Origin of the sequence: Cupriavidus sp. U2 (assembly GCF_009663685.2) — a bacterium.
Taxonomy (GTDB): domain Bacteria; phylum Pseudomonadota; class Gammaproteobacteria; order Burkholderiales; family Burkholderiaceae; genus Cupriavidus; species Cupriavidus necator_C.
Map to the genome: position 1 here is coordinate 626,146 of NZ_RCOG02000002.1, position 21,434 is coordinate 647,579.

Genomic DNA, 21,434 nt, shown 5'->3' on the forward strand with positions numbered 1-21,434 from the left:
AGCCGGCAACGCACGCCAGAACGAAAAACGCCCCGCTCGATGCGGGGCGTTTTTTTTGGCTCAGTCCGCAAGCCGGCTCAGATTTCTACCTTCGTACCCAGCTCCACCACCCGGTTGGCCGGAATCGAGAAAAAGTCGGACGGCTTGGCGCCGTTCTGATGCATCCAGGCAAAGAGCCGCTCACGCCACATCGACATGCCGGGCAGCTTGGACGGAATCACCGTCTCGCGCGCGATGAAGAACGAGGTCTCCATCAGTTCGAAGTGCATGTCGAGCTTGCGCTGCGCCAGGTCGAGCACGCGGTTCACGTCTGGCGTTTCCTTGAAGCCGTACTCCGACGCCAGGATGAACACGCCGCCGCCCAGGTCCTTGCAGGTCAGGCGGTGGTCGTCGTCCACGTACGGAATGTCACGCGTGACAAAGCTCAGGAATACCACCCGCTCGTGCAGCACGCGGTTGTGCTTGAGGTTGTGCAGCAGCGACACCGGCACCGATTCGGTACTGCCGGTCAGGAACACCGCCGTGCCCTCCACGCGATGCGGCGGATGGGCCAGCAGGCCGGCGATGAACGGCTCCAGCGGAATGCCGTCTTCGAGGCTGCGCGCGCGCAGCAGCTTGCGGCCGCTGTGCCAGGTCATCAGCAGGAAGAACGCCGTGCTGCCCATCAGCAGCGGGAACCAGCCGCCTTCGGCCACCTTGAGCAGGTTGGCCGCGAAAAACGACAGGTCGACGATCAGGAACGATGCGCCAAGCAGCGTCACCAGCACCCGGTTCCACTTCCAGAACCGGCGCATGACGATGACCGCCAGGAACGTCGTGATCAGCATCGTCGTAGTCACCGCAATGCCGTAGGCGGCAGCCAGGTTTTCCGACTTGCGGAACGACAGCACCACGGCGATCACCAGCACAAGCAGCGCCCAGTTGATCACGGGCAGGTAGATCTGGCCGATTTCCGCCGCCGACGTGTACAGGATGCGCATACGCGGCAGGAAGCCAAGCTGGATGGCCTGGCTGGTCAGCGAGAACGCGCCCGAGATGACCGCCTGCGACGCAATCACCGTGGCCGCCGTGGCCAGCAGCACCATCGGCAGTTGCAGCATTTGCGGCACCATCAGGTAGAACGGATTCTCGATGGCTTGCGGGTTGCCCAGCAGCAGCGCGCCCTGGCCGAAGTAGTTCAGCATCAGGCAGGGCATCACCAGGGCGAACCAGCCATAGCGGATGGGCTTGGCGCCGAAATGGCCCATGTCGATGTACAGGGCCTCGGCGCCCGTCAGCACCAGGAACACGCTGCCCAGCACGATGAACGCCAGCAGCGAGTGCTCGATCAGGAACGAAATGCCGTACCAGGGGTTGACGGCCTTGAGGATGTCCGGCGCCTGCACCAGATGCAGGATGCCCAGCCCGCCCAGCGCCAGGAACCACACCACCATGATCGGCCCGAACAGCTTGCCCACGGCGCTGGTGCCGTGGCGCTGGATAAAGAACAGCACGCACAGGATGGACAGCGTGATCGGGATCACGAAGTGCGACAGCGCCGGCGCGGCAATCTCCAGCCCTTCCACGGCCGACAGCACCGAGATGGCCGGCGTGATCACCGCATCGCCATAGAACATGCAGGCGCCGAAAATGGCCGACATCATGATCAGCCGGGCCATGCGCGACCTTGGGGCCGCGGTGCGCAGCGCCAGCGCCATCAGCGCCAGCACGCCGCCCTCGCCGTTATTGTCGGCGCGCATCACAAAGAGCACGTACTTGATCGACACGACGACGATCATCGCCCAGAACAGCAGCGAAATGATGCCCAGCACCGCTTCGGGGCTAAACGGGATGCCGTGGTCCTTGCTGAAACACTCCTTGAGCGAATACAGGGGGCTGGTACCGATGTCGCCAAAGACGACGCCGATCGCGCCGATCACTAGCGCACGGGTGCTCTGGCTTTCGACGAAATAATGGCTGGTGGTTGCGGATTGGGTCATGGAATTGGGTCAGGTGAACCGGCTCGCGCCTCCCGTGCCTGCCTTTGGCTGCCCTGGCATGGCGCCAGACGGACAGTCCCTCCAAAGTGCTTCATCAGGCACGATTTCTCTCACGCTAGCGGCTCCGGTCCCCGATGGGGCGTGTTGGCCTTCTCAGTTTCTATTGCGATGCACAAACGCGCGCATTCTAGATGAAGTGTCGTGCGGCGACCACTATGGAAATGCCGACGTCACGGGCCACGACCGATCAAGCATGGGAAAGAAGCCGGGCATGGTCAAGCCCCGCCGATGCCGGCACCGTGGGATCACCCACCGTCGGCACGTTGTGAAGCCACGACACCAAATGTCTGATACGTTACTTTTTCAAACAGACGTCAGACGCCCAGGTAGCGGTCCAGCGCCGCCGGCGTGGCGGCCAGGCTGGCGGCGGGCCCCGCCATGACCACCTGCCCTTTTTCGAGGACGACCACGCGGTCGGCGTGCGACAGCACCGCGCGGTAGTTGCGATCGACCACGATCGACGCGATGCCGGTCCCCCGCACGGTGGCAATCACGTTCCAGATCTCGTGGACGATGCGCGGCGCCAGGCCCTCGGTGGCCTCATCCAGGATCAGGCAGTCGGGGTTGGTCATCAGCGCGCGGCCGATCGACAGCATCTGCTGCTCGCCGCCGGACAGCTGCTGCCCACCATGGGATAGCCGTTCCTTGAGTCGCGGAAACAGGTCGAGCACGCGTGCCTCGTCCCAGTCCTTGCGACCGCCGCAGCCGGCCCGCGCCGCCATCACGAGGTTCTCGCGCACGCTCAGATTCGGAAAAATGCCACGCCCTTCTGGCACGTAGGCGATGCCAAGCCGGGCCACCTCGTGCGGCCGGGCGCGCGACATCTCGCGGCCAGCCACGCGGATCGTACCGGCGCGTTCCCGGACATGGCCCAGCAGCGTACGCAGCAGCGTGCTCTTGCCCATGCCGTTGCGGCCCAGCAGCCCGACGGTCTCGCCCGCGTTGACATGGAAGTCGATGCCACGCAGCACGTGGCTCGATCCATACCAGGCGTTGACGCCGCTGGCGTCGATGATGGCGTTGGTGCTCATGCGCCGGCCTCCTGCCGCTGGCCCATCTCGTCCTCTTCGCCCAGGTAGGCCAGCTGTACCTCGCGATTGGCGCGGATGCTGGCCGGATCGCCCGATGCGATGACCGTGCCGTTGACCATGACCGTGATGCGGTCGGCCACGGCGAACACGGCCTCCATGTCGTGTTCGACCAGCAGGATCGCGTGCCCTTCGCGCAGGCGGCGCAGCAGGTCGAGCATGCGGGCCGATTCCTCGGCGCCCATGCCGGCCAGCGGTTCGTCCAGCAGTAGCGCCACGGGCTCGGTGGCCAGGCACATCGCCACTTCCAGCTGGCGCTTCTGGCCGTGGGCCAGTTCGCTGGCCACGCGGCCCGCATGCTGCGCCAGGCCGGCGCGCTCCAGCGCCTCGTCGGCCAGCGCCCGGCTGGTGCGGCAGCCTTGTGCGGATTCCCATAGCCGCCACGCACGCTGGGCGCGCGACTGGGCGGCCAGCCGGCAGTTTTCGCGCACGGTCAGCGGCAGGAAGATATTGTTGCGCTGGTAGCTGCGCCCCACCCCGTGGCGCGCCAGCCTTGGCTGCGCCCAGCCGGTGACCTCGTGCCCCTGCAGATACAGCCGGCCTTCGGACGGCGGCAGCTCGCCGGACAGCAGGTTGATCAGCGTCGACTTGCCGGCGCCGTTCGTACCGATCACGGCGTGGATTTCATTGAGGTGCAGCGACAGGTCCACCTGGTTGACCGCCGTCAGGCCGCCAAAGCGGCGCGACAGCATCTCGGCCTGCATCACCGGCGCCGATGTGGAATGGTTCATACGGCCTCCCGGCTCTGCGCGTTCGGGTCGGCGGCGCCGGCATGGCGGCGCGCACGGCGCGGCCCACGCTGCCGCAGCACCGCCGGCACGCTCACCAGCCCGCGCGGCAGCAGCGCCACCGCGACGATGATGAAGCCGCCCATCAGCAGCTGCCAGTGCCGGGTCAGCGTGCCGAACCACTCGGCCAGCAGCACGAACGAGAACGCACCCAGCACGGCCCCGGCCAGGCTGCCCACGCCGCCCAGGATCACCATCAGCATGGCATTGCCCGACTGGTGCCACGACGCAATCTCTGGGTTCACGAAGCCGAACTGGATCGCATACAGGAATCCCGCCAGCCCGGCCAGCATGCCGCCCGCCACGAAGGCGCCCAGCTGGTAGCGATACGTGCCGAAGCCGGCCGCCCGCATGCGCTGCTCGTTATGCCGGATGCCCACCAGCGCGTGGCCGAAACGCGAGCGCAGCAGCAATGCCAGCAGCGCCACGGTCAGCACCAGCGCGGCCAGCACGAGCCAGTAGAAGCGCACCGGATCGTTCACCGTGAGTGGCAGTTCCGAGAACAGGCCGAATTCGGGCCGGAAGTAGATATAGGTGCCATCGCTGCCCCCGGCGATCTTGGTGTCGTGGAACACGAAATACACCATCTGCGCGAAGGCCAGCGTGACCATGATGAAGTAGATGCCGCGCGTGCGTAGCACCAGCGTACCCACCACCAGTGCCAGCGCGCCGGCGGCGCCCACCGCGCCCAGCAACAGCAGCCAGCCGTTGCCCGCGCCGCTCTGGGGCGCCAGCATGGCGGTGGCGTAGGCCGCCATGGCGAAATACGCCGCGTGCCCCAGGCTGACCAGCCCGGTGTAGCCGATCAGCAACTGCAGCGACAGCGCGAAGATCGCCATGATCATCACCTTGCTGAGCAGCTCGATGTAGTACTTGTGGCTGTCGGCGGTCAGCACCAGCGGCGCGGCGCACAGCACGGCGAGCGCGAGGATCCAGCCCAGCGCGGCCAGCCACGCGGGGCGCCGCACTGGCTGGGGCGCGGTTGTCGAGATGTCGGTTTGCATGTTCCCTTCCTGCTCAACCCGCGCGGAACAGCCCTTGCGGCTTCCACAGCAGGATCACGGCCATCAGCAGGTACACCAGCACGCCGGCGGCGTCCTGCCAGAACACCTTGCCGAACGTGTCGACAAAGCCGATCAGCAGCGAGGCCACCAGCGCCCCCTTGACCGACCCGATCCCCCCAATCACCACCACCACGAAGCAGATGATCAGCACCTGCCCGCCCATGCCCGGGTACACCGACGACACCGGCGACGCGATCATCCCCGCCAGCACGGCCAGCGCCACGCCCAGCGCGAACACGAAGCGGTACAGCACCGTCACGTTGATGCCGAGCGACTGCACCATCTCGCGGTTGGTGGCGCCGGCGCGGATCATCATGCCCACCCGCGTGCGCCGGATCACGTAGTACATCGCGCCCGCCACCAGCAGGCAGACCGCCGAAATGAACAGCCGGTACACCGGATAGGTCATGTCGTTGCCGATCGGCAGGGCCCCGTCCAGCAGCGCGGGCACCGGCACGCCATGGACGTCGTCGCCCACCAGGAGGCTGCGCAGTTCCTCGAAGACCAGGATCAGCCCGTACGTCATCAGCACCTGCTGCAGGTGGTCACGCTGGTACAGGTAGCTGAAGAACGCCCATTCGAGCAGGTAGCCGAACAGCACGGCCAGCACGATGCCCAGCGGCAGCGCGATAAACAGGTTGCCGGTCAGGCTGGCCAGCGTGAACGCCAGGTAGGCCCCCAGCATGTAGAAGCTGCCATGGGCCAGGTTGATCACGCCCATGATGCCGAAGATCAGCGTCAGCCCGCTGGCCACCAGGAACAGCAGCAGGCCGTACTGCACGCTGTTCAGGCACTGGATGAGGAAGGAAACGATGTCCATCGTGAAACCGGCCGTGCCGTGTGGTGGGTCGTAGGTGCCGTTGGGGCTGGGCGGAACGCCTGTGGCCGCGCCGGATCAGAGGCGGCAGCCGCGCGCCGGATCGGCCAGCGCCTTCACCGCCACGGCGCTGACCTTGTTCTCGCGGCCCTCCACGCGGCGCAGGTAGAAGTCCTGCACCGGGTTGTGTGCCTTCGACAACGTGAACGCGCCGCGCGGGCTGTCCACCCTGGCCGCTTCCATGGCCTTGATGATGTCCGGCTTGCGCGTCATGTCGCCCTTCACCGCGTTGGCGCCGGCGGCCAGCAGCTGTGCGGCGTCGTAGCCCTGCACCGCGTAGACGTCCGGCTGCAGCTTGTAGGTCTTGGCGTAGTCCAGGCGGAAGGCCTTGTCGCGCGCGTTGTTCAGGCCATCGGCGTAGTGCAGCGTGGTCTCCAGCCCCTGGGCGGCGGCGCCCTGCGCCTCCAGCGTGCCATCGGTCAGGAAGCCCGAACCGTAGAGCGGGATCTTGTCCTTCAGCCCGGCTGCCTGCCAGTCCTTCACGAACTTGACCGCACCGCCGCCGGCAAAGAACACGAACACGGCGTCCGGCTTGAGTGACGCCACCTCGGTGATCAGCGCCTGGAACTCGACGTTCGGGAACGGCAGGCTCAGTTCCTTGACCACCTTGCCGCCCTTGGCCTCGAAGGCCTCCTTGAAGCCCTTGACCGACTGCTCTCCGGCCGCGTACTTCCAGGTCAGCGTGACCACCTTCTTCATGCCACGATCGGCCAGCACGTGGCCCATGGCGTAGCCGGGCTGCCAGTTCGAGAATGACGACCGGAAGATATTGGGGCCGCACAGCGGGCCCGTGGCTTCGTCCACGCCGGCGTTGGGGATGATCAGCAGCGTGTTGTTTTCCTTGGCCACCTTGACGATGCCCATCTGCACGCCCGAATGCACGGTGCCGACCACCACATCGACCTGATCGCGCCGGATCAGCTTGGTGGCGTTTTCCGGTGCCTTGGCCGGATCGGATTCATCGTCCACCTTGAAGTACTCCACGTCGCGCCCGCCCAGCTTGCCGCCTTGCTGCTGCACATACATCCGGAAGCCGTTCTCGATGGCCGTGCCCAGCGCCGCATAGGTGCCCGTGTACGGCAGCATGAAGCCGACCTTGACCTTGCCACCGGCCGGGGCGGCCGGCGCCGTCTGGGCCAGGGCGGCGCCGCCGGTTGCCAGCAGCGCGCTGGCGGCCAAGGTGACGACAGACAGACGACGCGCGTGCAGCAGCCTGCGCAATGCATTGCGATGCATGGAATCTCCTCCTGGTGGTCTGAAGCCGGTGGCGCCGCGCGCACCGGACCGGTGCCGGCCCGGCTGTCGCCGCCAATTATTTTAGGATTGAAGTATTTGCCGTTATAAACGCCGCGGTCGCCGCCGTCAATGCACCCGCCTGGTCGCGGTGCGGCGAATGCCCACAGCGCGCGAGTTTAAGCAGTACCGTTTGCGGGGCATATCGCTGGATACCCTCGATCTGGGCCATGGTGCCGTACTCGTCGTCCTCGCCCTGCACGGCCAGCACCGGGCAGCGGATGCCGTCCAGCAGCGGGCGCAGGTCGAAATGGCGAAAATCCGGGTTGAGCCAGATATCGTTCCAGCCCCAGAACGCCGAGTCCACGTCGGCATGGTGGCGCGCCAGGCGGGCGCGCAGATCGGTGTGCCGGTAGGTATCGCGCGTGGTAGCGATGCTGTGCACCGACAGGTCCTCGACAAAGATGTGGGGCGCCAGCACGGTCAGGCCGTCCACGCCATCGGGAAAGCTTGCCGCGTAGATCAGCGCGATCGACCCGCCGTCGCTGTGGCCCAGCATCCACGGCTTGCCATGCTGGCGGCCGGGGCCGATGCCCAGCGCATCGAACAGCGCCGGCAACGCCTCGCGGGCCTGTCGATGCATGAAATCGACACCCCATTTTTCGTCATGCGGCCGTGGGGTGGAACGCCCGTAGCCGTAGCGCGAGAACACCAGGCCCCGGAAATCGCCGGCGTCGCAGAACTGGCGCGGAAAGTCGCGCCACATGCTGATCGAGCCCAGTCCCTCGTGCAGGAACACCACCAGCGGCCGCCGCGTGCGTGCCGGCCTCAGCCATTGGTACTCGACGTCGATCTGCCGCCCGTCAAACGGAATCCGAACCAGTTCGCTACCCATGTCACTACCCCTTCACCACGCCTGCCCGCGCCCGCCAGACCGACTGCCCGGCGCCACGCCGTCAACGATACCTCACGACTGCCGCGCGGCTTCCTCACGCTGGCGCAAGCGGAATCGCTGAATCTTGCCGGTGGCCGTCTTCGGCAACTCCTCCACGCATTCGATCTGCCGCGGATACTTGTACGGCGCCAGCTTCGCCTTGACGAAAGCCTGCAGTTCGGCGGCCATGCCGTCGTGCCATTGCTGGCCCGGGCGCAGCACCACGAAGGCCTTCGGCTTGATCAGGTCGTCGGCATCGGGCACGCCGATCACGGCCGCCTCCAGTACCGCCGGATGCTGGGCCAGCACGGCCTCCACCTCGAACGGCGACACATAGATGCCACCGACCTTCAGCATGTCGTCGCTGCGGCCCGCGTAGGTGTAGTAGCCGTCGGCATCGCAGACATACTTGTCCCCGCTGCGCGTCCAGGCGCCCACGAAGGTATCGCGGCTCTTGTCGCGATTGCACCAGTACATCAGCGCGGCCGACGGTCCCTTGATAAACAGGTCTCCAATTTCGCCCGGCGCGCACGGCTCGCCCTGCTCGTCGAGCAGCTTCAGTTCATAGCCCGGCACCGGGCGGCCCGTGGTGCCGTAGCGCACTTCGCCCGGCCGGTTCGAGAGGAAGATGTGCAGCATCTCGGTGGAGCCGATGCCATCGAGGATGTCGCAGCCGAAATGCCCCAGGAAGCGGTCGCCGATATCGCGCGGCAGCGCCTCGCCGGCCGATGTGCAGACCCGCATCGCCACATCGGCGCGCGGCGGCAGGTCGGGGGCGGCCAGCATGCCCGCGAACAGCGTCGGCACCCCGCAGAAGACGGTCGGCCGATGCTTGACAAGGCGCTGGAATACCGCCTGGGGCGTCGGCCGCTCGGCCATCAACACCGTGGTGGCCCCCACCGACAGCGGAAACGTCAGCGCATTGCCCAGCCCATAGGCAAAGAACAGCTTGGCGGCCGAGAACACCACGTCGTCTTCGCGGATGCCCAGCACCCGGCGCCCGTACAGATCGGCCGTGTGGAACAGGTTGCCGTGGGTGTGGACCGTGCCCTTGGGGCGGCCCGTCGAGCCCGACGAATAGAGCCAGAACGCCATGTCGTCGGGGCCCGTGGCGGCTACGGTGGGCGCGGGATCGGCACTGGCCACCATGCTGGCAACGGTGGGGCCCGGTACGTCGGCCATCGGCGCCGTCCCTGGCGCGGCCACAATCACGTCGGGCGCAAGCCCGGCCTTGTCGATGGCGGCCTGCATCGTGCCCAGCAGCGGCGCGGACACCACCACGGCCCGGGCGCCGCTGTGCGCCAGCATGTACGCGTAGTCGTCGACCGTCAGCAGGGTGTTGACGGCCACCGGCACCACGCCAGCCAGCACGCAGCCCAGAAATACCGTGGGAAAGTCGATCGTATCGAGCGCGCACAGCAGGACGCGCTCCTCGCGGCGGAACCCGGCCCGGTGCAGCGCGCCGGCAAAGCGGCGGCAGCGATCGTCCAGTTCGGCAAAGGTGAGCGTGGCGGTGTCGTCGATATAGGCAAGCTTGCCGCCCCGCCCGGCCTGCCGGTGGCGCGCGAGCAGGTCGTCGGCGGCGTTGTAGCGGGCGGGCAGCGCGGTCACGGCGAAGGCGGCCGTCGCGGTTGCCGAGCCGGGCGCCTCGCCAGCCGACACGGAAGACGATGCCATGGATGCAGCCGGGGATACAGCCGAGGACACCGCCTGCGCTGCCGTGCCGGCAGCCGCGGTGCTAGTGATCGGGGGCGTCATGTCTCCACTCCTCTGGCCACCCGGATCGTCGCCAGCCACAGCACGCCGTCCGGTATGGCTTCCAGCAGTTTGTCTTCTTGTACCGACAGCCACGCGCAGCGCCGCCGTGATGTCGATGCATTTTATTTCATATCGACTATTATGCAAGCAAGGGTATGCACTATATAGCCGCAGCGACCATGCACTCGCACGCATGCCGTGTCCGTATAATGCGTCGCCCGATCCAACGGACCCATTTTCGATACCAGCATGCGTCGCGACCCCGACACGCTCCTGCCTCCTGACGACCGCGCCGACCCGCGCGCGGAGTCCCGCGCCACGGGCGAGCGCGACCCCTATCTGACGCAGCTTGGCGAACGCATCCGTTCGTTGCGCGCGGCGCGCGGGATGTCGCGCAAGGACCTGGCACGCGGCGCCGATGTCTCGGAACGCTACCTGGCCAATCTGGAAACCGGCACCGGCAATGCATCGGTGCTGTTGCTGCGCCAGGTTGCTCGCGCGCTGGACGTACCGCTGCCCGTTGTACTGGCCGAGGTGGACGGCCACGCCACCGGGCACGGCGACCCCGCTGCCGCCGAATTCTCGCAACTGGTGCAGTGGCTGGCACAACTGCCCGCCAGCGACCTGGCGCGCGTGCGCGAGGCGGCGCAGCATGCGCTGTCGCCAGCGGAATCGCGCGACGCGCGGCATCGCCGCATCGCGCTGATCGGGCTGCGCGGCGCCGGCAAATCAACGATCGGCCGCGCACTGGCGGCCGCCGAAGGCATGCCGTTCGTCGAACTGAACGTGGCGATCGAGCAGGAGGCCGGCGCCAGCCTGTCAGAGATCCACTCGCTCTATGGCCAGGCGGCCTACCGCCGTTATGAAATGCGCGCACTCGAACGTGTGCTGCGCGAGCACGACACGATGGTGCTGGCTACGCCGGGCAGCCTGGTATCGGAGCCCGCCACCTTCAACCTGCTGCTGTCGCGCTGCCTGACGGTCTGGGTACGGACGTCGCCCGAGGAACATATGGCCCGCGTGGTCGCCCAGGGCGACATGCGCCCCATGGAGGGCAACCGCGAAGCCATGACCGACCTGCGCCGCATCCTGCAGGCGCGCACCCCGCTCTATTCGCGCGCGGACGTGTCGATCGACACCAGCGGCCAGGACGCCGCGTCGTCGCTGCAGGCGCTCCAGGCCCAACTGCGCCAGCTTCGCCACTAGATCTGCCTGCCGGCCCGGACAATCCGGGGCCAACGGGAAGATCTCCAGCGCGTGCGGGGCTTGCATCGTCCGCGACGATGCACTATATTTCATCGCAAACGATACGGAACTATAGTGCATCAAGGAGACGCCCCCATGTCGACGGATATCGCCACGACCGCCCCTGCCCCGGTGACCTTCGAGCGCCATCCCGACCACTACCGCCACTGGAAGCTCACGTTCGATGGCCCGATTGCGACGCTGTCCATGGACGTCGACGAGGAAGGCGGCCTGCGGCCCGGGTACACGCTGAAACTCAATTCCTACGACCTGGGCGTGGACATTGAACTGCACGACGCGCTGCAGCGTATCCGCTTCGAACATCCCGAAGTCCGCACCGTGGTGCTCACCAGCGCGAAGGACCGCATCTTCTGCTCGGGCGCCAATATCTTCATGCTGGGCAAATCCAGCCATGCCTGGAAGGTGAACTTCTGCAAATTCACCAACGAAACGCGCAACGGCATCGAGGATGCCAGCCGCCACTCCGGCATCAGGTTCATCGCGGCCTGCAACGGCACCACCGCCGGCGGCGGCTACGAACTGGCGCTGGCCTGCGACGAAATCGTGCTGATCGACGACCGGTCGTCGGCCGTGAGCCTGCCCGAAGTGCCGCTGCTGGGCGTGTTGCCCGGCACCGGCGGGCTGACACGCGTGACCGACAAGCGCCGCGTGCGCCGCGACCACGCCGATATCTTCTGCCTGACCACCGAAGGCGTGCGCGGCCAGCGCGCCAAGGACTGGCGCCTGGTGGACGACGTGGTCAAGCCCGCCCGCTTCACCGAACACGTGCGCGAACGCGCGCAGGCACTGGCCGCGCAAAGCGACCGGCCCGCCGGCGAGGCCGGCGTGGCGCTGACGCCGCTGGCGCGCCAGACCAGCGACACCGGCTATCGCTATGACACCGTGCGCGTCGACATCGACCGCGACGCGCGCCACGCCACGATCACCGTTAGCGCCCCTACCGGCGAGCTGCCCACGGACGTGGCGGGCATCGTTGCGGCCGGCGCGCAGTGGTGGCCGCTGAAGATGGCCCGCGAGCTCGACGACGCCATCCTGACCCTGCGTGCCAACCATCTCGACATCGGCATGTGGATCCTGAAGACCACGGGCGACGCCGCGCAGGTGCTGGCCGCCGATGCCCTGATGGAGGCCCACGCCAGCCACTGGTTCGTGCGCGAGACCATCGGCATGCTGCGCCGGACGCTGGCACGGCTGGATGTGTCCTCGCGCAGCCTGTTCGCACTGGTGGAACCGGGTTCGTGCTTTGCCGGCACGCTGCTGGAACTGGCGCTGGCCGCCGACCGCACCTACATGCTGCATATGCCGGATGCCCCCGGCGAGGCCCCGCACCTGCATGCCGACGCCGCCAATTTTGGCCGTTATCCGATGCCGAACGGGTTGACGCGCATCGCCGCGCGGTTCTACGAAGAATCCGACGCGCTGGCAGCCGTGCGCGCGCGGGCGGGCCAACCGCTAGACGGCCCCACGGCCGAGGCGCTGGGGCTGGTCACGGCCGCGCTGGACGATATCGACTGGGAAGACGAGATCCGCATCGCCATCGAGGAACGCGCAAGCCTGTCGCCCGATGCGCTGACCGGCCTGGAGGCCAACCTGCGCTTCGGGGGCCACGAGACCATGGAAACGCGGATCTTCGGCCGGCTCACGGCCTGGCAGAACTGGATCTTCAACCGCCCCAACGCCGTGGGCGAGTACGGGGCGCTCAAGGTCTTCGGCACCGGCAACAAGGCACGCTTCGACTGGGACCGGGTCTGAGCGCCGCCCGCCACCCCTGACAACGATAAAAGGAGACCGCGATGAGCATCGACTACAGCCAGAAGATTCCGAACAACGTCAACCTTTCGGAAGACCGCACGCTGCAGCGCGCACTGGAACACTGGCAGCCGGCCTTCCTGGACTGGTGGCGCGACATGGGTCCGGACGGCTCGCACAATTTCGATGTCTATCTGCGCACGGCGGTGTCGGTGGACCCGTCGGGCTGGGCGCACTTCGACCACGTAAAGATGCCGGACTACCGCTGGGGCATCTTCCTGCAACCGGCAGATGCCGAGCGCAAGATCCACTTCGGCGAGCACAAGGGTGAGGCGGCCTGGCAGGAAGTGCCCGGCGAGCACCGCGCCAACCTGCGGCGCATCATCGTCACGCAGGGCGACACCGAGCCCGCGTCGGTGGAGCAGCAGCGCCACCTGGGCCTGACCGCGCCATCGCTCTATGACCTGCGCAACCTGTTCCAGGTCAATGTGGAGGAAGGCCGCCACCTGTGGGCCATGGTGTACCTGCTGCACCGCCACTTCGGCCGCGACGGCCGCGAGGAGGCCGAGGCGCTGCTGGGCCGACGCTCCGGCGACGAGGACAACCCGCGCATCCTGGGCGCCTTCAACGAACGCACGCCCGACTGGCTGTCGTTCTTCATGTTCACGTACTTCACCGACCGCGACGGCAAATTCCAGCTTTGCGCACTGGCCGAATCGGGCTTCGATCCGCTGGCACGCACCACGCGCTTCATGCTGACCGAGGAAGCCCACCACATGTTCGTGGGTGAATCGGGCGTCTCTCGCGTGATCCAGCGCACCTGCGAGGTCATGCGCGAGCGCGACATCCAGGACCCGGCCGATGTGCGCGCCGCCGGCGTGATCGACCTCGAAACCATCCAGCGTTACCTGAACTTCCACTACAGCGTAACGATCGACCTGTTCGGCGCGGACCAGTCGTCCAACGCCGCCACGTTCTACAGCGCCGGCCTCAAGGGCCGCTTCGAGGAAGGCAAGCGCGCCGACGATCACGTGCTCAAGGGGGACGTGTACCGTATCCTGGAAGTCCGGGACGGCAAGCTGGCCGAGCGCGAGGTGCCGATGCTCAACGCGCTGAACGAGGTGCTGCGGGACGACTACATCAAGGACTCCGTGGGCGGGGTGGCGCGCTGGAACAAGGTGATCGAGAAAGCCGGCATCCCGTTCCGGCTGACGGTGCCGCACAAGGCGTTCAACCGCAAGATCGGCACGTTCGCGAACCTGCATGTGTCGCCCACCGGCGATGTGATCGGCGAAGCCGAGTGGCACGCCAACAAGGACAAGTGGCTGGCCACCGACGCGGACCGCAGGTACGTGGCGTCGCTGATGGGCCGGGTCGTCGAGCCGGGCAAGTTCGCCAACTGGATCGCACCTCCCGCTATCGGCATCAACCGCCAGCCGGTGGACTTCGAATACGTCCGCTTCAACTGAATTTGCGAAGGAACCGACGATCATGGGCGCCGCCGACATCATCAAGCAACATCTGATCGATCCGGAAATCTGCATTCGCTGCAACACCTGCGAAGACACCTGCCCGATCGATGCCATCACCCACGACGACCGCAACTACGTGGTCAAGGCCGACGTCTGCAACGGCTGCGGGGCGTGCCTGTCGCCCTGCCCCACGGGCGCCATCGACAACTGGCGCACCATGTTCAAGGGGCAGGCTTACACGATCGAGGCGCAACTGGGCTGGGACGAACTGCCCGCCGAGGTGCCGCTGACCGATGCGGTGATCGACGCCGCCATCGACGCCGCGGCAGCCGCCGACCAGGCAATCGGCGAGGCCGCGGCATCGAGCAAGCCGGTGACGATGCAGGCCGTGGAAACCAGCCGCCATACCTCGCCCAAGGCGCCGTGGTCGGCGGCCCATCCGTACGTCAACCTGCATGGGGTACGCGAACCCTTGCCCGCCACGGTGGCCGGCAACTACCGGTTGACCGAGGCCGATGCGTCGAGCGATATCCACCATATCGTGCTGGACTTCGGCAACCAGTTCTTTCCGGTGCTGGAAGGCCAGGCCATCGGCATCATCCCGCCTGGCACCGATGCGTCAGGCAAGCCGCATTACATCCGCATGTACTCGGTGGCCAGCCCGCGCGATGGCGAGCGCCCCGGCTACAACAACCTGGCGCTGACCGTGAAGCGCGTGGACACCGACCACGACGGTAATCCGGTCCGTGGCGTGGCCTCGAATTTCCTGTGCGACCTGAGCAAGGGCGACACAGTGCAGGTCGTCGGCCCGTTCGGCAACACGTTCCTGATGCCGAACCACCGCGAGGCCAGCGTCATGATGATCTGCACCGGGACGGGATCGGCCCCGATGCGCGCCATGACGGAGCGGATGCGGCGCAACATGAGCCACTTCGCCGGCCGCCGCCTGCTGTTCTTCGGCGCCCGCAACCGGCGCGAACTGCCGTACTTCGGCCCGCTGCTGAAGCTGCCCAAGGATTTCCTGGACATCCACTTCGCGCTGTCGCGCGACCCCGAGGTGCCCCGCCGCTATGTGCAGGATGCGATACGCGACGCTGGCCCCAATGTCGCCGCACTGCTTGGCGACCCGCATGGCTACGTCTACATCTGCGGGCTCAAGGGCATGGAGGAAGGCGTGCTCGAGGCATTTTCCGAGGTATGCGCGACGGCCGGGCTGTCGTGGGCCGAGGTCGAGACCCGTCTGCGCGCCGAAGGCCGGCTGCACATCGAAACCTATTGATCGGGAGTGTCCGGAACGGGCTCGATTTGCGACTTCCCAACTGAAACCTGCCGCCTATAATGTTTCTCAAGAAACAGGAGACCATAGGCGATGCAATCGAGGCAGATCCCCGAGACTGCGCCCGCCGGCAGCCCTGACGCTGGCGTGACGCTGACCAAGGCAGTGATGCGAGCGGCCGGCTTCCTGGGCATCAGCCAGGCCATCGTCGCCAGTGTGCTGGGCATCAGCACCGCGTCGGTATCCCGCATGGCCTCTGGCGGCTATGTGCTCGACACGCATCGCAAGGAATGGGAATTCGCCGTCCTGTTCGTCCGCCTGTTCCGGTCGCTCGACGCCATCCTCGGCCATGAGGAGCAGGCGCGACTCTGGCTGACTCACGACAACATCGCGCTTGGCGGCAAGCCGCTGGAGCTGATCCGCACCACTGAGGGCCTCGTTCGTGTCGTTCACTACCTGGACGCCACCCGCGGTCGCATCTGAGCGCAAGCTGTTCGCGCTCACGCTGTGGCGGGCCGTTGAAGCCCAGCATGTTGTCTCGACCATGCCCCTGGTTGACACACTCGAAGAACAGGCCGTCCTGGAAGCGGTGATCGATGCCGGCAAACCCGTCGTCCCACCCGACGCACGCGCCCTGCATTACCTGATCTTCACGCCATTCCGCTATCCGACCACCGAATGGGGCTCGCGCTTCCGGGGTGGCCAGGACCCCGGCGTGTTCTACGGCGCGGAATCGATCCGTACCGCCTGCGCCGAACTGGGCTACTGGCGCTGGCGCTTCGTGATGGACTGCCCGGCCCTGCCCCGCATCGACGCGCGCGCGCAGACGCTGTTCCAGGTGGGTGTCCGCTGCGATGGCGTGGCACTGGACGTCCTGCCCTTCGCGCAGGACGCCGCGCAGTGGACGCACCCGGACGAATACGGCCCCTGCCAGGCCTTTGCGCGCATCGCCCGGGAAGCCGGCGTTGGCCTGATCCGCTACACGTCGGTGCGCGATTCCGAGCCAGGTGTCGGCGTGGCCGTGCTGACGCCGCGCGCGTTCGACCCGTCACAACCGCTGGCCACCACCACGTGGATGCTCACGGTGCGCCACGACCGCGTGATCTGGCAACGCGATGACTTGCGACAGCGCGACAGCTTCGAATTCGAAAGTACCCGCTGGCCGCCGCCGCATCGCACAAGTGAAAATCCCCCACCGGCCTGAACGCCCCGCCGCGAAAACGCTCCAATAGTCAGGCAGGTCGGGCGCTGCATGCATGCGCCTGACGGGCTGCCATCGCAGAACTTTTAAGTTTCTGTTGCAATGCGAAAACAGGTCACCTATAATCAGAGCTTCGACGGACGCGGGGTGGAGCAGTCTGGCAGCTCGTCGGGCTCATAACCCGAAGGTCGCAGGTTCAAATCCTGCCCCCGCAACCAACCGATCATCATGGATCGGAACCGTCAAGCAGTCACACAGCAAACCCGCCAAACCGGCGGGTTTTTTGTTTTGCATCCCGGCCCCGACCATGCCGCATGTCAGGCGCGGTGCACCATGGGCGCCCCATTAGCGCGTTGGGGGCGGGACATCACACAGCCGCCAAAGCGAGTCTCCGGCGCGGTGATACACTTGCCCCCATTCTTCCCGGACGCCTCCCATGAAATTCTGCTCGAACTGTGGTCATGCGGTTGTGCTGCGCGTGCCCGAAGGCGACAACCGCCCGCGCAGCATGTGCGATAACTGCGGCACTATCCACTACGTCAATCCGCGCAACGTCGTGGGCACGATTCCGGTCTGGGAAGACAAGATCCTGATCTGCAAGCGCGCCATCGAGCCGCGCTACGGCTTCTGGACCTTGCCCGCTGGCTTCATGGAAATTGGCGAAACTACGGCCCAGGCCGCGTCTCGCGAGACGCTCGAAGAAGCCGGCGCACGCGTGGAAGTGGGCGAGCTTTTCTCGATGCTCAACGTGCCGCATGTGCATCAGGTGCATCTGTTCTACCTGGCCAAACTGAACGACCTGGACATCGCCCCGGGCGAAGAAAGCCTGGAGGTCAAGCTCGTCGATGAAGCCGACGTGCCCTGGGACGACCTGGCCTTCCCGACCGTGATCCACACGCTGCGCTGCTTCTTTGCCGACCGCGCAGCAGGCAGGATCGCCGCCGGCGACTTCCGTCTGCACACGCTCGATATCGACAAGCCGATGCGGCCGCTTACCAGCCGCGCCACCGTCACACCGTAACCGCGACCCAGGCGGCCCCGCCCATCTTCCCGGCATGATTACCTGGCTCGACCCGCAGGATCCGTTTCCGCCGGTCGAGCGCGCGCTCGGCCCCGCCAGCGACGCGCCCGGACTGCTCGCGGCCAGCCGCGACCTGACCCCGCAACGCCTGCTGCTGGCGTATCGCCAGGGCATCTTCCCGTGGTATTCCGAAGGCCAGCCCGTGTTGTGGTGGAGCACCGATCCGCGCATGGTACTGGTGCCGGCCGCGCTCAAGGTTTCGCCTTCGTTCCGCAAGACCCTCCGGCGCGTGCTGCGCGATCCCGACTGGGAAATCCGCGTCGACGACAACTTCACGGCGGTCATGCGCGCCTGCGCCATGACGCCGCGCGACGGCCAGCTCGGCACATGGATCACGAACGAGATCATCGCCGCGTACGCCGCCCTGCACCGGCTGGACCTGGCGCATTCCGTCGAGGCCTGGTACCAGGGCGAGCGCGTGGGCGGTCTGTATGGCGTGGCGCTGGGACGCATGTTCTACGGGGAATCGATGTTCGCGCATCGGACCGATGCCTCGAAGATTGCGCTGGCGGCACTCTGTGCATTCCTGGAACGCCACGGCGTGGCCATGATCGATTGCCAGCAGGAAACCGACCACCTTGCATCGCTTGGCGCGGCGCCGATCCCGCGCGCCGAATTTATCGCGCACGTGCGGGCCGCGGCAGCCTCTGCCGCGATCGAGCCATGGCATTTCGACAAGGGCGAACTGCGCCGCTGGACCGGCGCGACCGGTAACGGCGCCGCATGAGCCGTCACTTGCCAGCCTTTCCTTCCAGCCGGCCCAGACGGACGTTGATGCCGCCGACGTCCTTTTCCAGCCCGGCCAGGCGCTGATTGGTTTCATCGAGGCGGCGGTTCGTGGCGTCGATCTTGTCGCCGAGGCGGGCTTCCAAGCCCTTCAATCCCCCGGTCAGCTTGTTGTCCAGCGTCGCGACTTCCCCGCTGAGCTTCCTGTCCAGCGCCACGATTTCTCCGCTGAGCTTCCTGTCCAGCCCCGCGATGTCCCCGCTGAGCTTCTTGTCAAGCGCCACGATTTCGCCACTGAGCCGCTTGTCCATTTGCGACATCGTGGACACGACGGCCCGAATCTCGGTTTTCAACATGTCGCCGTAGACCGTGCGCTGGTAATCGAGGATGCCGAACAATGCGGCGAGCAACCCGAGACCGACGCCAGCCACCGCAGCCATGTCCGCGTAGCGCGTCCACCGCCCGACCAGGTGGCCAGCGGCCAGCGTCGCGCCGGACTGCGTCCTTGCCGAACCTTCCTCGAAGGGCATGGATGCCATGATGTGCTCCTGAAGTATCAGAGAGCCCATCGTAGAAAGCCGCCGCACTGAAAACAATGCGAGGAATCTCAAAATGCTGGCGGCCGTGCCAATTCCGCTTGCAGACGTGCCCCAATGGGCTCTGATAGACTGCCACTCAGACCGGCAATGCCGGCGTCCGACGCGCCGCCCCCTCATTCGACGTCATGAGCAAGCTCAAGGAACTACCGCTCTCCGCGCTGCAGTTTTATGCGACGGCGCCGTACGCTTGCAGCTATCTGGAAGGCCGCATGGCCCGCTCGCAGGTGGCCACCCCCGCCCACCTGATCAACGCCGATGTCTACTCGCGGCTGGTGCGGGCCGGATTTCGCCGCAGCGGCATCTTCACATACCGTCCCTACTGCGACGAATGCCGCGCCTGCACGCCGTGCCGGGTGCTGGTGGACCAGTTCGAGCCCGACCGCAGCCAGCGTCGCGCGTGGAAGCAGCACCAGGGCCTGCAGGCGCTGGTGGCGCCGCTGACCTATGTGGAAGAACACTACGCGCTGTACCTGCTCTACCAGTCGATGCGCCATGCGGGCGGCGGCATGGACCAGGACAGCCGCGACCAGTACGAGCAGTTCCTGCTGCAAAGCCGTGTCAACTCCCGGCTGGTGGAGTTCCGCGAGCCGGCTGGTTCGCCCGAGGCAGGCAAGCTGCGCATGGTGAGCATGATCGATGTGCTCGACGATGGACTGTCGTCGGTCTACACGTTCTACGACCCGCTGGTGACCGGCACCAGCTATGGCACCTACAACATCCTCTGGCAGATCAACGAGACCCGCGAGCTGGGCCTGCCGCATCTGTACCTGGGATACTGGATTGCGGACAGCCGCAAGATGGCCTACAAGGCGCGCTTCCAGCCGCTGCAGGTCCTGACCGGCAACCAGTGGCACGCGTTCGCGGGCACGCCCGCCTCGCCGGAGCCGCCATCGCCGGCCAATCCCGGCCCGGCACAGGAATAAGCGCCCGAGCCCGCCGGAATTGGGAGCAAGTGCAGCCTGAACGGCTACAATGCCGCCCTGATTCCGACTCCTCTCCGGCTCCGGCCGCCCCCCATCCGTGCTCAACGCGCTCTATCCCCTGCTTCGCCCCGCCCTGTTCTCCATGGACGCGGAGGATGCCCACCATTTCACGCTGAACAACCTGATGCGCGCCAGGCGCATGGGCCTGGCCGGCTGCATCGGCAACAGCATCGCCAACGACCCGCGCACCGTGATGGGCGTGCGCTTTCCGAACCCGGTGGGCCTGGCCGCGGGGCTCGACAAGGACGGGGCCTATATCGACGGGCTGGCGGCGTTCGGCTTTGGCTTTATCGAAGTGGGCACCGTCACGCCGCGCGCCCAGGCCGGCAATCCGCGTCCGCGCATGTTCCGCCTGCCCCAGGCCGATGCGCTGATCAACCGCATGGGCTTCAACAATGGCGGCGTCGATGCGTTCATCCGCAACGTGCAGGCGTCTCGCTGGAAGGCCGAAGGCGGCGTGCTGGGCCTGAACATCGGCAAGAACGCCGATACGCCGATCGAGCGCGCGGCCGATGACTACCTGTACTGCCTGGAGCGCGTCTATCCGCACGCCAGCTACGTGACGGTGAACATTTCGTCGCCCAACACCAAGAACCTGCGCCAGTTGCAGGGCGCCAGCGAGCTGGACGGCCTGCTGTCCACGCTCAAGGCGGCCCAGCAGCGCCTGGCCGACCAGCACAAGCGGTACGTGCCGGTGGCGCTGAAGATCGCGCCCGATCTCGACGACGACCAGATCCGCAATATCGGCGATGCCCTGGTCCGCCACGGTATCGACGGCGTGATCGCCACCAACACCACCATCTCGCGCGACGCCGTCCAGGGCCTGCCCCATGCCGACGAAGCCGGAGGCCTGTCCGGCCGTCCCGTCTTCGAGGCATCGACGCGCGTGGTGCGCGAACTGCGCCGCGTCGTTGGCAATGATCTGCCAATTATTGGCGTGGGCGGCATCTTCGACGGCGCCGGCGCGCGCGCCAAAATCGATGCCGGTGCGCAGCTGGTACAGGTCTATAGCGGCCTGATTTATCGCGGCCCGACGCTGGTCCGCGACTGCGCCGCCGCCCTGCGCCGGTAGGCTGCGGACGGTATCGCCGGGGCGTCCGCGCCGTGTCGGCCATCGGGCGCATTCACGCGAAAAATGGCAATCTCGCGCAATATCTTGCGGCACACCCTTCTTTGGAAGGTGTTTTTCAGCAGGATATGGCGCGATGCAGCACCAAAAGCGAACCCAGCAGGGGCCGAAAATGGTATGCTCGCAGGCTTCGCGCCGTCGTATCCGCTGTGATCACGCGCGTGCCCGTAC

19 protein-coding genes and 1 tRNA gene are annotated in these 21,434 nt (G+C 66.5%); 11 read left to right on the forward strand and 9 right to left on the reverse strand.

All coding sequences use genetic code 11. The features are described from left to right. Positions 1 to 77 precede the first annotated feature (77 nt). The 8 genes from D9X30_RS04395 to D9X30_RS04430 all read right to left on the reverse strand — a co-directional run bounded on the left by D9X30_RS04395 (position 78) and on the right by D9X30_RS04430 (position 9,700). A complete protein-coding gene (locus tag D9X30_RS04395) occupies positions 78 to 1,979 on the reverse strand; it encodes a potassium transporter Kup (protein ID WP_153948111.1) in 1,902 nt (633 codons plus the stop codon). 374 nt (positions 1,980 to 2,353) lie between these two features. Beyond that, a complete protein-coding gene (locus D9X30_RS04400) occupies positions 2,354 to 3,070 on the reverse strand; it encodes an ABC transporter ATP-binding protein (RefSeq protein ID WP_153948110.1) in 717 nt (238 codons plus the stop codon). Next, a complete protein-coding gene (locus D9X30_RS04405; RefSeq protein ID WP_153948109.1) occupies positions 3,067 to 3,858 on the reverse strand; it encodes an ABC transporter ATP-binding protein in 792 nt (263 codons plus the stop codon). The genes D9X30_RS04400 and D9X30_RS04405 overlap by 4 nt, the downstream gene beginning before the upstream one ends. Beyond that, a complete protein-coding gene (locus tag D9X30_RS04410) occupies positions 3,855 to 4,919 on the reverse strand; it encodes a branched-chain amino acid ABC transporter permease (RefSeq protein ID WP_153948108.1) in 1,065 nt (354 codons plus the stop codon). The genes D9X30_RS04405 and D9X30_RS04410 overlap by 4 nt, the downstream gene beginning before the upstream one ends. Before the next feature lie 13 nt (positions 4,920 to 4,932). Beyond that, complete coding sequence (locus D9X30_RS04415; protein ID WP_153948107.1) at positions 4,933 to 5,799, reverse strand: branched-chain amino acid ABC transporter permease; 867 nt, start codon at positions 5,797 to 5,799, stop codon at positions 4,933 to 4,935. A gap of 75 nt (positions 5,800 to 5,874) precedes the next feature. Beyond that, positions 5,875 to 7,092, reverse strand: coding sequence for an ABC transporter substrate-binding protein (locus D9X30_RS04420; RefSeq protein ID WP_153948106.1), 1,218 nt, complete (start codon positions 7,090 to 7,092; stop codon positions 5,875 to 5,877). A gap of 76 nt (positions 7,093 to 7,168) precedes the next feature. After that, positions 7,169 to 7,984, reverse strand: a complete 816-nt coding sequence (locus tag D9X30_RS04425) for an alpha/beta fold hydrolase (RefSeq protein WP_153948105.1) — start codon at positions 7,982 to 7,984, stop codon at positions 7,169 to 7,171. Between the two features lie 72 nt (positions 7,985 to 8,056). Beyond that, positions 8,057 to 9,700, reverse strand: coding sequence for a benzoate-CoA ligase family protein (locus D9X30_RS04430; protein WP_153948104.1), 1,644 nt, complete (start codon positions 9,698 to 9,700; stop codon positions 8,057 to 8,059). Positions 9,701 to 10,030: 330 nt separating this feature from the next. Between D9X30_RS04430 and D9X30_RS04435 the strand changes: the two genes are divergently transcribed. The 9 genes from D9X30_RS04435 to aat all read left to right on the forward strand — a co-directional run bounded on the left by D9X30_RS04435 (position 10,031) and on the right by aat (position 18,553). After that, the gene (locus D9X30_RS04435) at positions 10,031 to 10,987 is read left to right on the forward strand and encodes a helix-turn-helix transcriptional regulator (protein WP_153948103.1); all 957 of its coding nucleotides are present in this window, start codon (positions 10,031 to 10,033) and stop codon (positions 10,985 to 10,987) included. Between the two features lie 135 nt (positions 10,988 to 11,122). Continuing rightward, a complete protein-coding gene (boxC, locus tag D9X30_RS04440; RefSeq protein WP_153948102.1) occupies positions 11,123 to 12,799 on the forward strand; it encodes a 2,3-epoxybenzoyl-CoA dihydrolase in 1,677 nt (558 codons plus the stop codon). 41 nt (positions 12,800 to 12,840) lie between these two features. Next, entirely contained in the window at positions 12,841 to 14,265 is a 1,425-nt protein-coding gene (boxB, locus tag D9X30_RS04445; protein ID WP_153948101.1) for a benzoyl-CoA 2,3-epoxidase subunit BoxB, read from the forward strand. Positions 14,266 to 14,287: 22 nt separating this feature from the next. Further along, a complete protein-coding gene (boxA, locus tag D9X30_RS04450) occupies positions 14,288 to 15,547 on the forward strand; it encodes a benzoyl-CoA 2,3-epoxidase subunit BoxA (RefSeq protein ID WP_153948100.1) in 1,260 nt (419 codons plus the stop codon). 90 nt (positions 15,548 to 15,637) lie between these two features. After that, positions 15,638 to 16,027, forward strand: a complete 390-nt coding sequence (locus D9X30_RS04455; protein WP_153948099.1) for an MbcA/ParS/Xre antitoxin family protein — start codon at positions 15,638 to 15,640, stop codon at positions 16,025 to 16,027. Beyond that, entirely contained in the window at positions 15,987 to 16,748 is a 762-nt protein-coding gene (locus tag D9X30_RS04460; protein ID WP_249640882.1) for an RES family NAD+ phosphorylase, read from the forward strand. Before D9X30_RS04455 ends, D9X30_RS04460 begins: the two co-directional genes overlap by 41 nt. A 138-nt stretch (positions 16,749 to 16,886) precedes the next feature. Beyond that, positions 16,887 to 16,963, forward strand: a tRNA-Met gene (locus tag D9X30_RS04465). 218 nt (positions 16,964 to 17,181) lie between these two features. After that, a complete protein-coding gene (locus tag D9X30_RS04470) occupies positions 17,182 to 17,766 on the forward strand; it encodes an NUDIX hydrolase (RefSeq protein ID WP_153948097.1) in 585 nt (194 codons plus the stop codon). Between the two features lie 34 nt (positions 17,767 to 17,800). After that, positions 17,801 to 18,553, forward strand: coding sequence for a leucyl/phenylalanyl-tRNA--protein transferase (gene aat, locus D9X30_RS04475; protein WP_153948096.1), 753 nt, complete (start codon positions 17,801 to 17,803; stop codon positions 18,551 to 18,553). A gap of 4 nt (positions 18,554 to 18,557) precedes the next feature. Here aat and D9X30_RS04480 read toward each other — a convergent pair whose 3' ends face one another. Continuing rightward, positions 18,558 to 19,091 (reverse strand): hypothetical protein, encoded by a 534-nt coding sequence (locus D9X30_RS04480; RefSeq protein ID WP_153948095.1) that lies wholly within the window; start codon positions 19,089 to 19,091, stop codon positions 18,558 to 18,560. A 185-nt stretch (positions 19,092 to 19,276) separates the two neighbouring features. Between D9X30_RS04480 and D9X30_RS04485 the strand changes: the two genes are divergently transcribed. Further along, positions 19,277 to 20,074 (forward strand): arginyltransferase, encoded by a 798-nt coding sequence (locus D9X30_RS04485; protein ID WP_153948094.1) that lies wholly within the window; start codon positions 19,277 to 19,279, stop codon positions 20,072 to 20,074. 97 nt (positions 20,075 to 20,171) lie between these two features. Next, on the forward strand, positions 20,172 to 21,206 hold the full coding sequence (locus D9X30_RS04490) for a quinone-dependent dihydroorotate dehydrogenase (RefSeq protein WP_249640883.1): 1,035 nt from the start codon (positions 20,172 to 20,174) through the stop codon (positions 21,204 to 21,206). Positions 21,207 to 21,434: the final 228 nt, after the last annotated feature.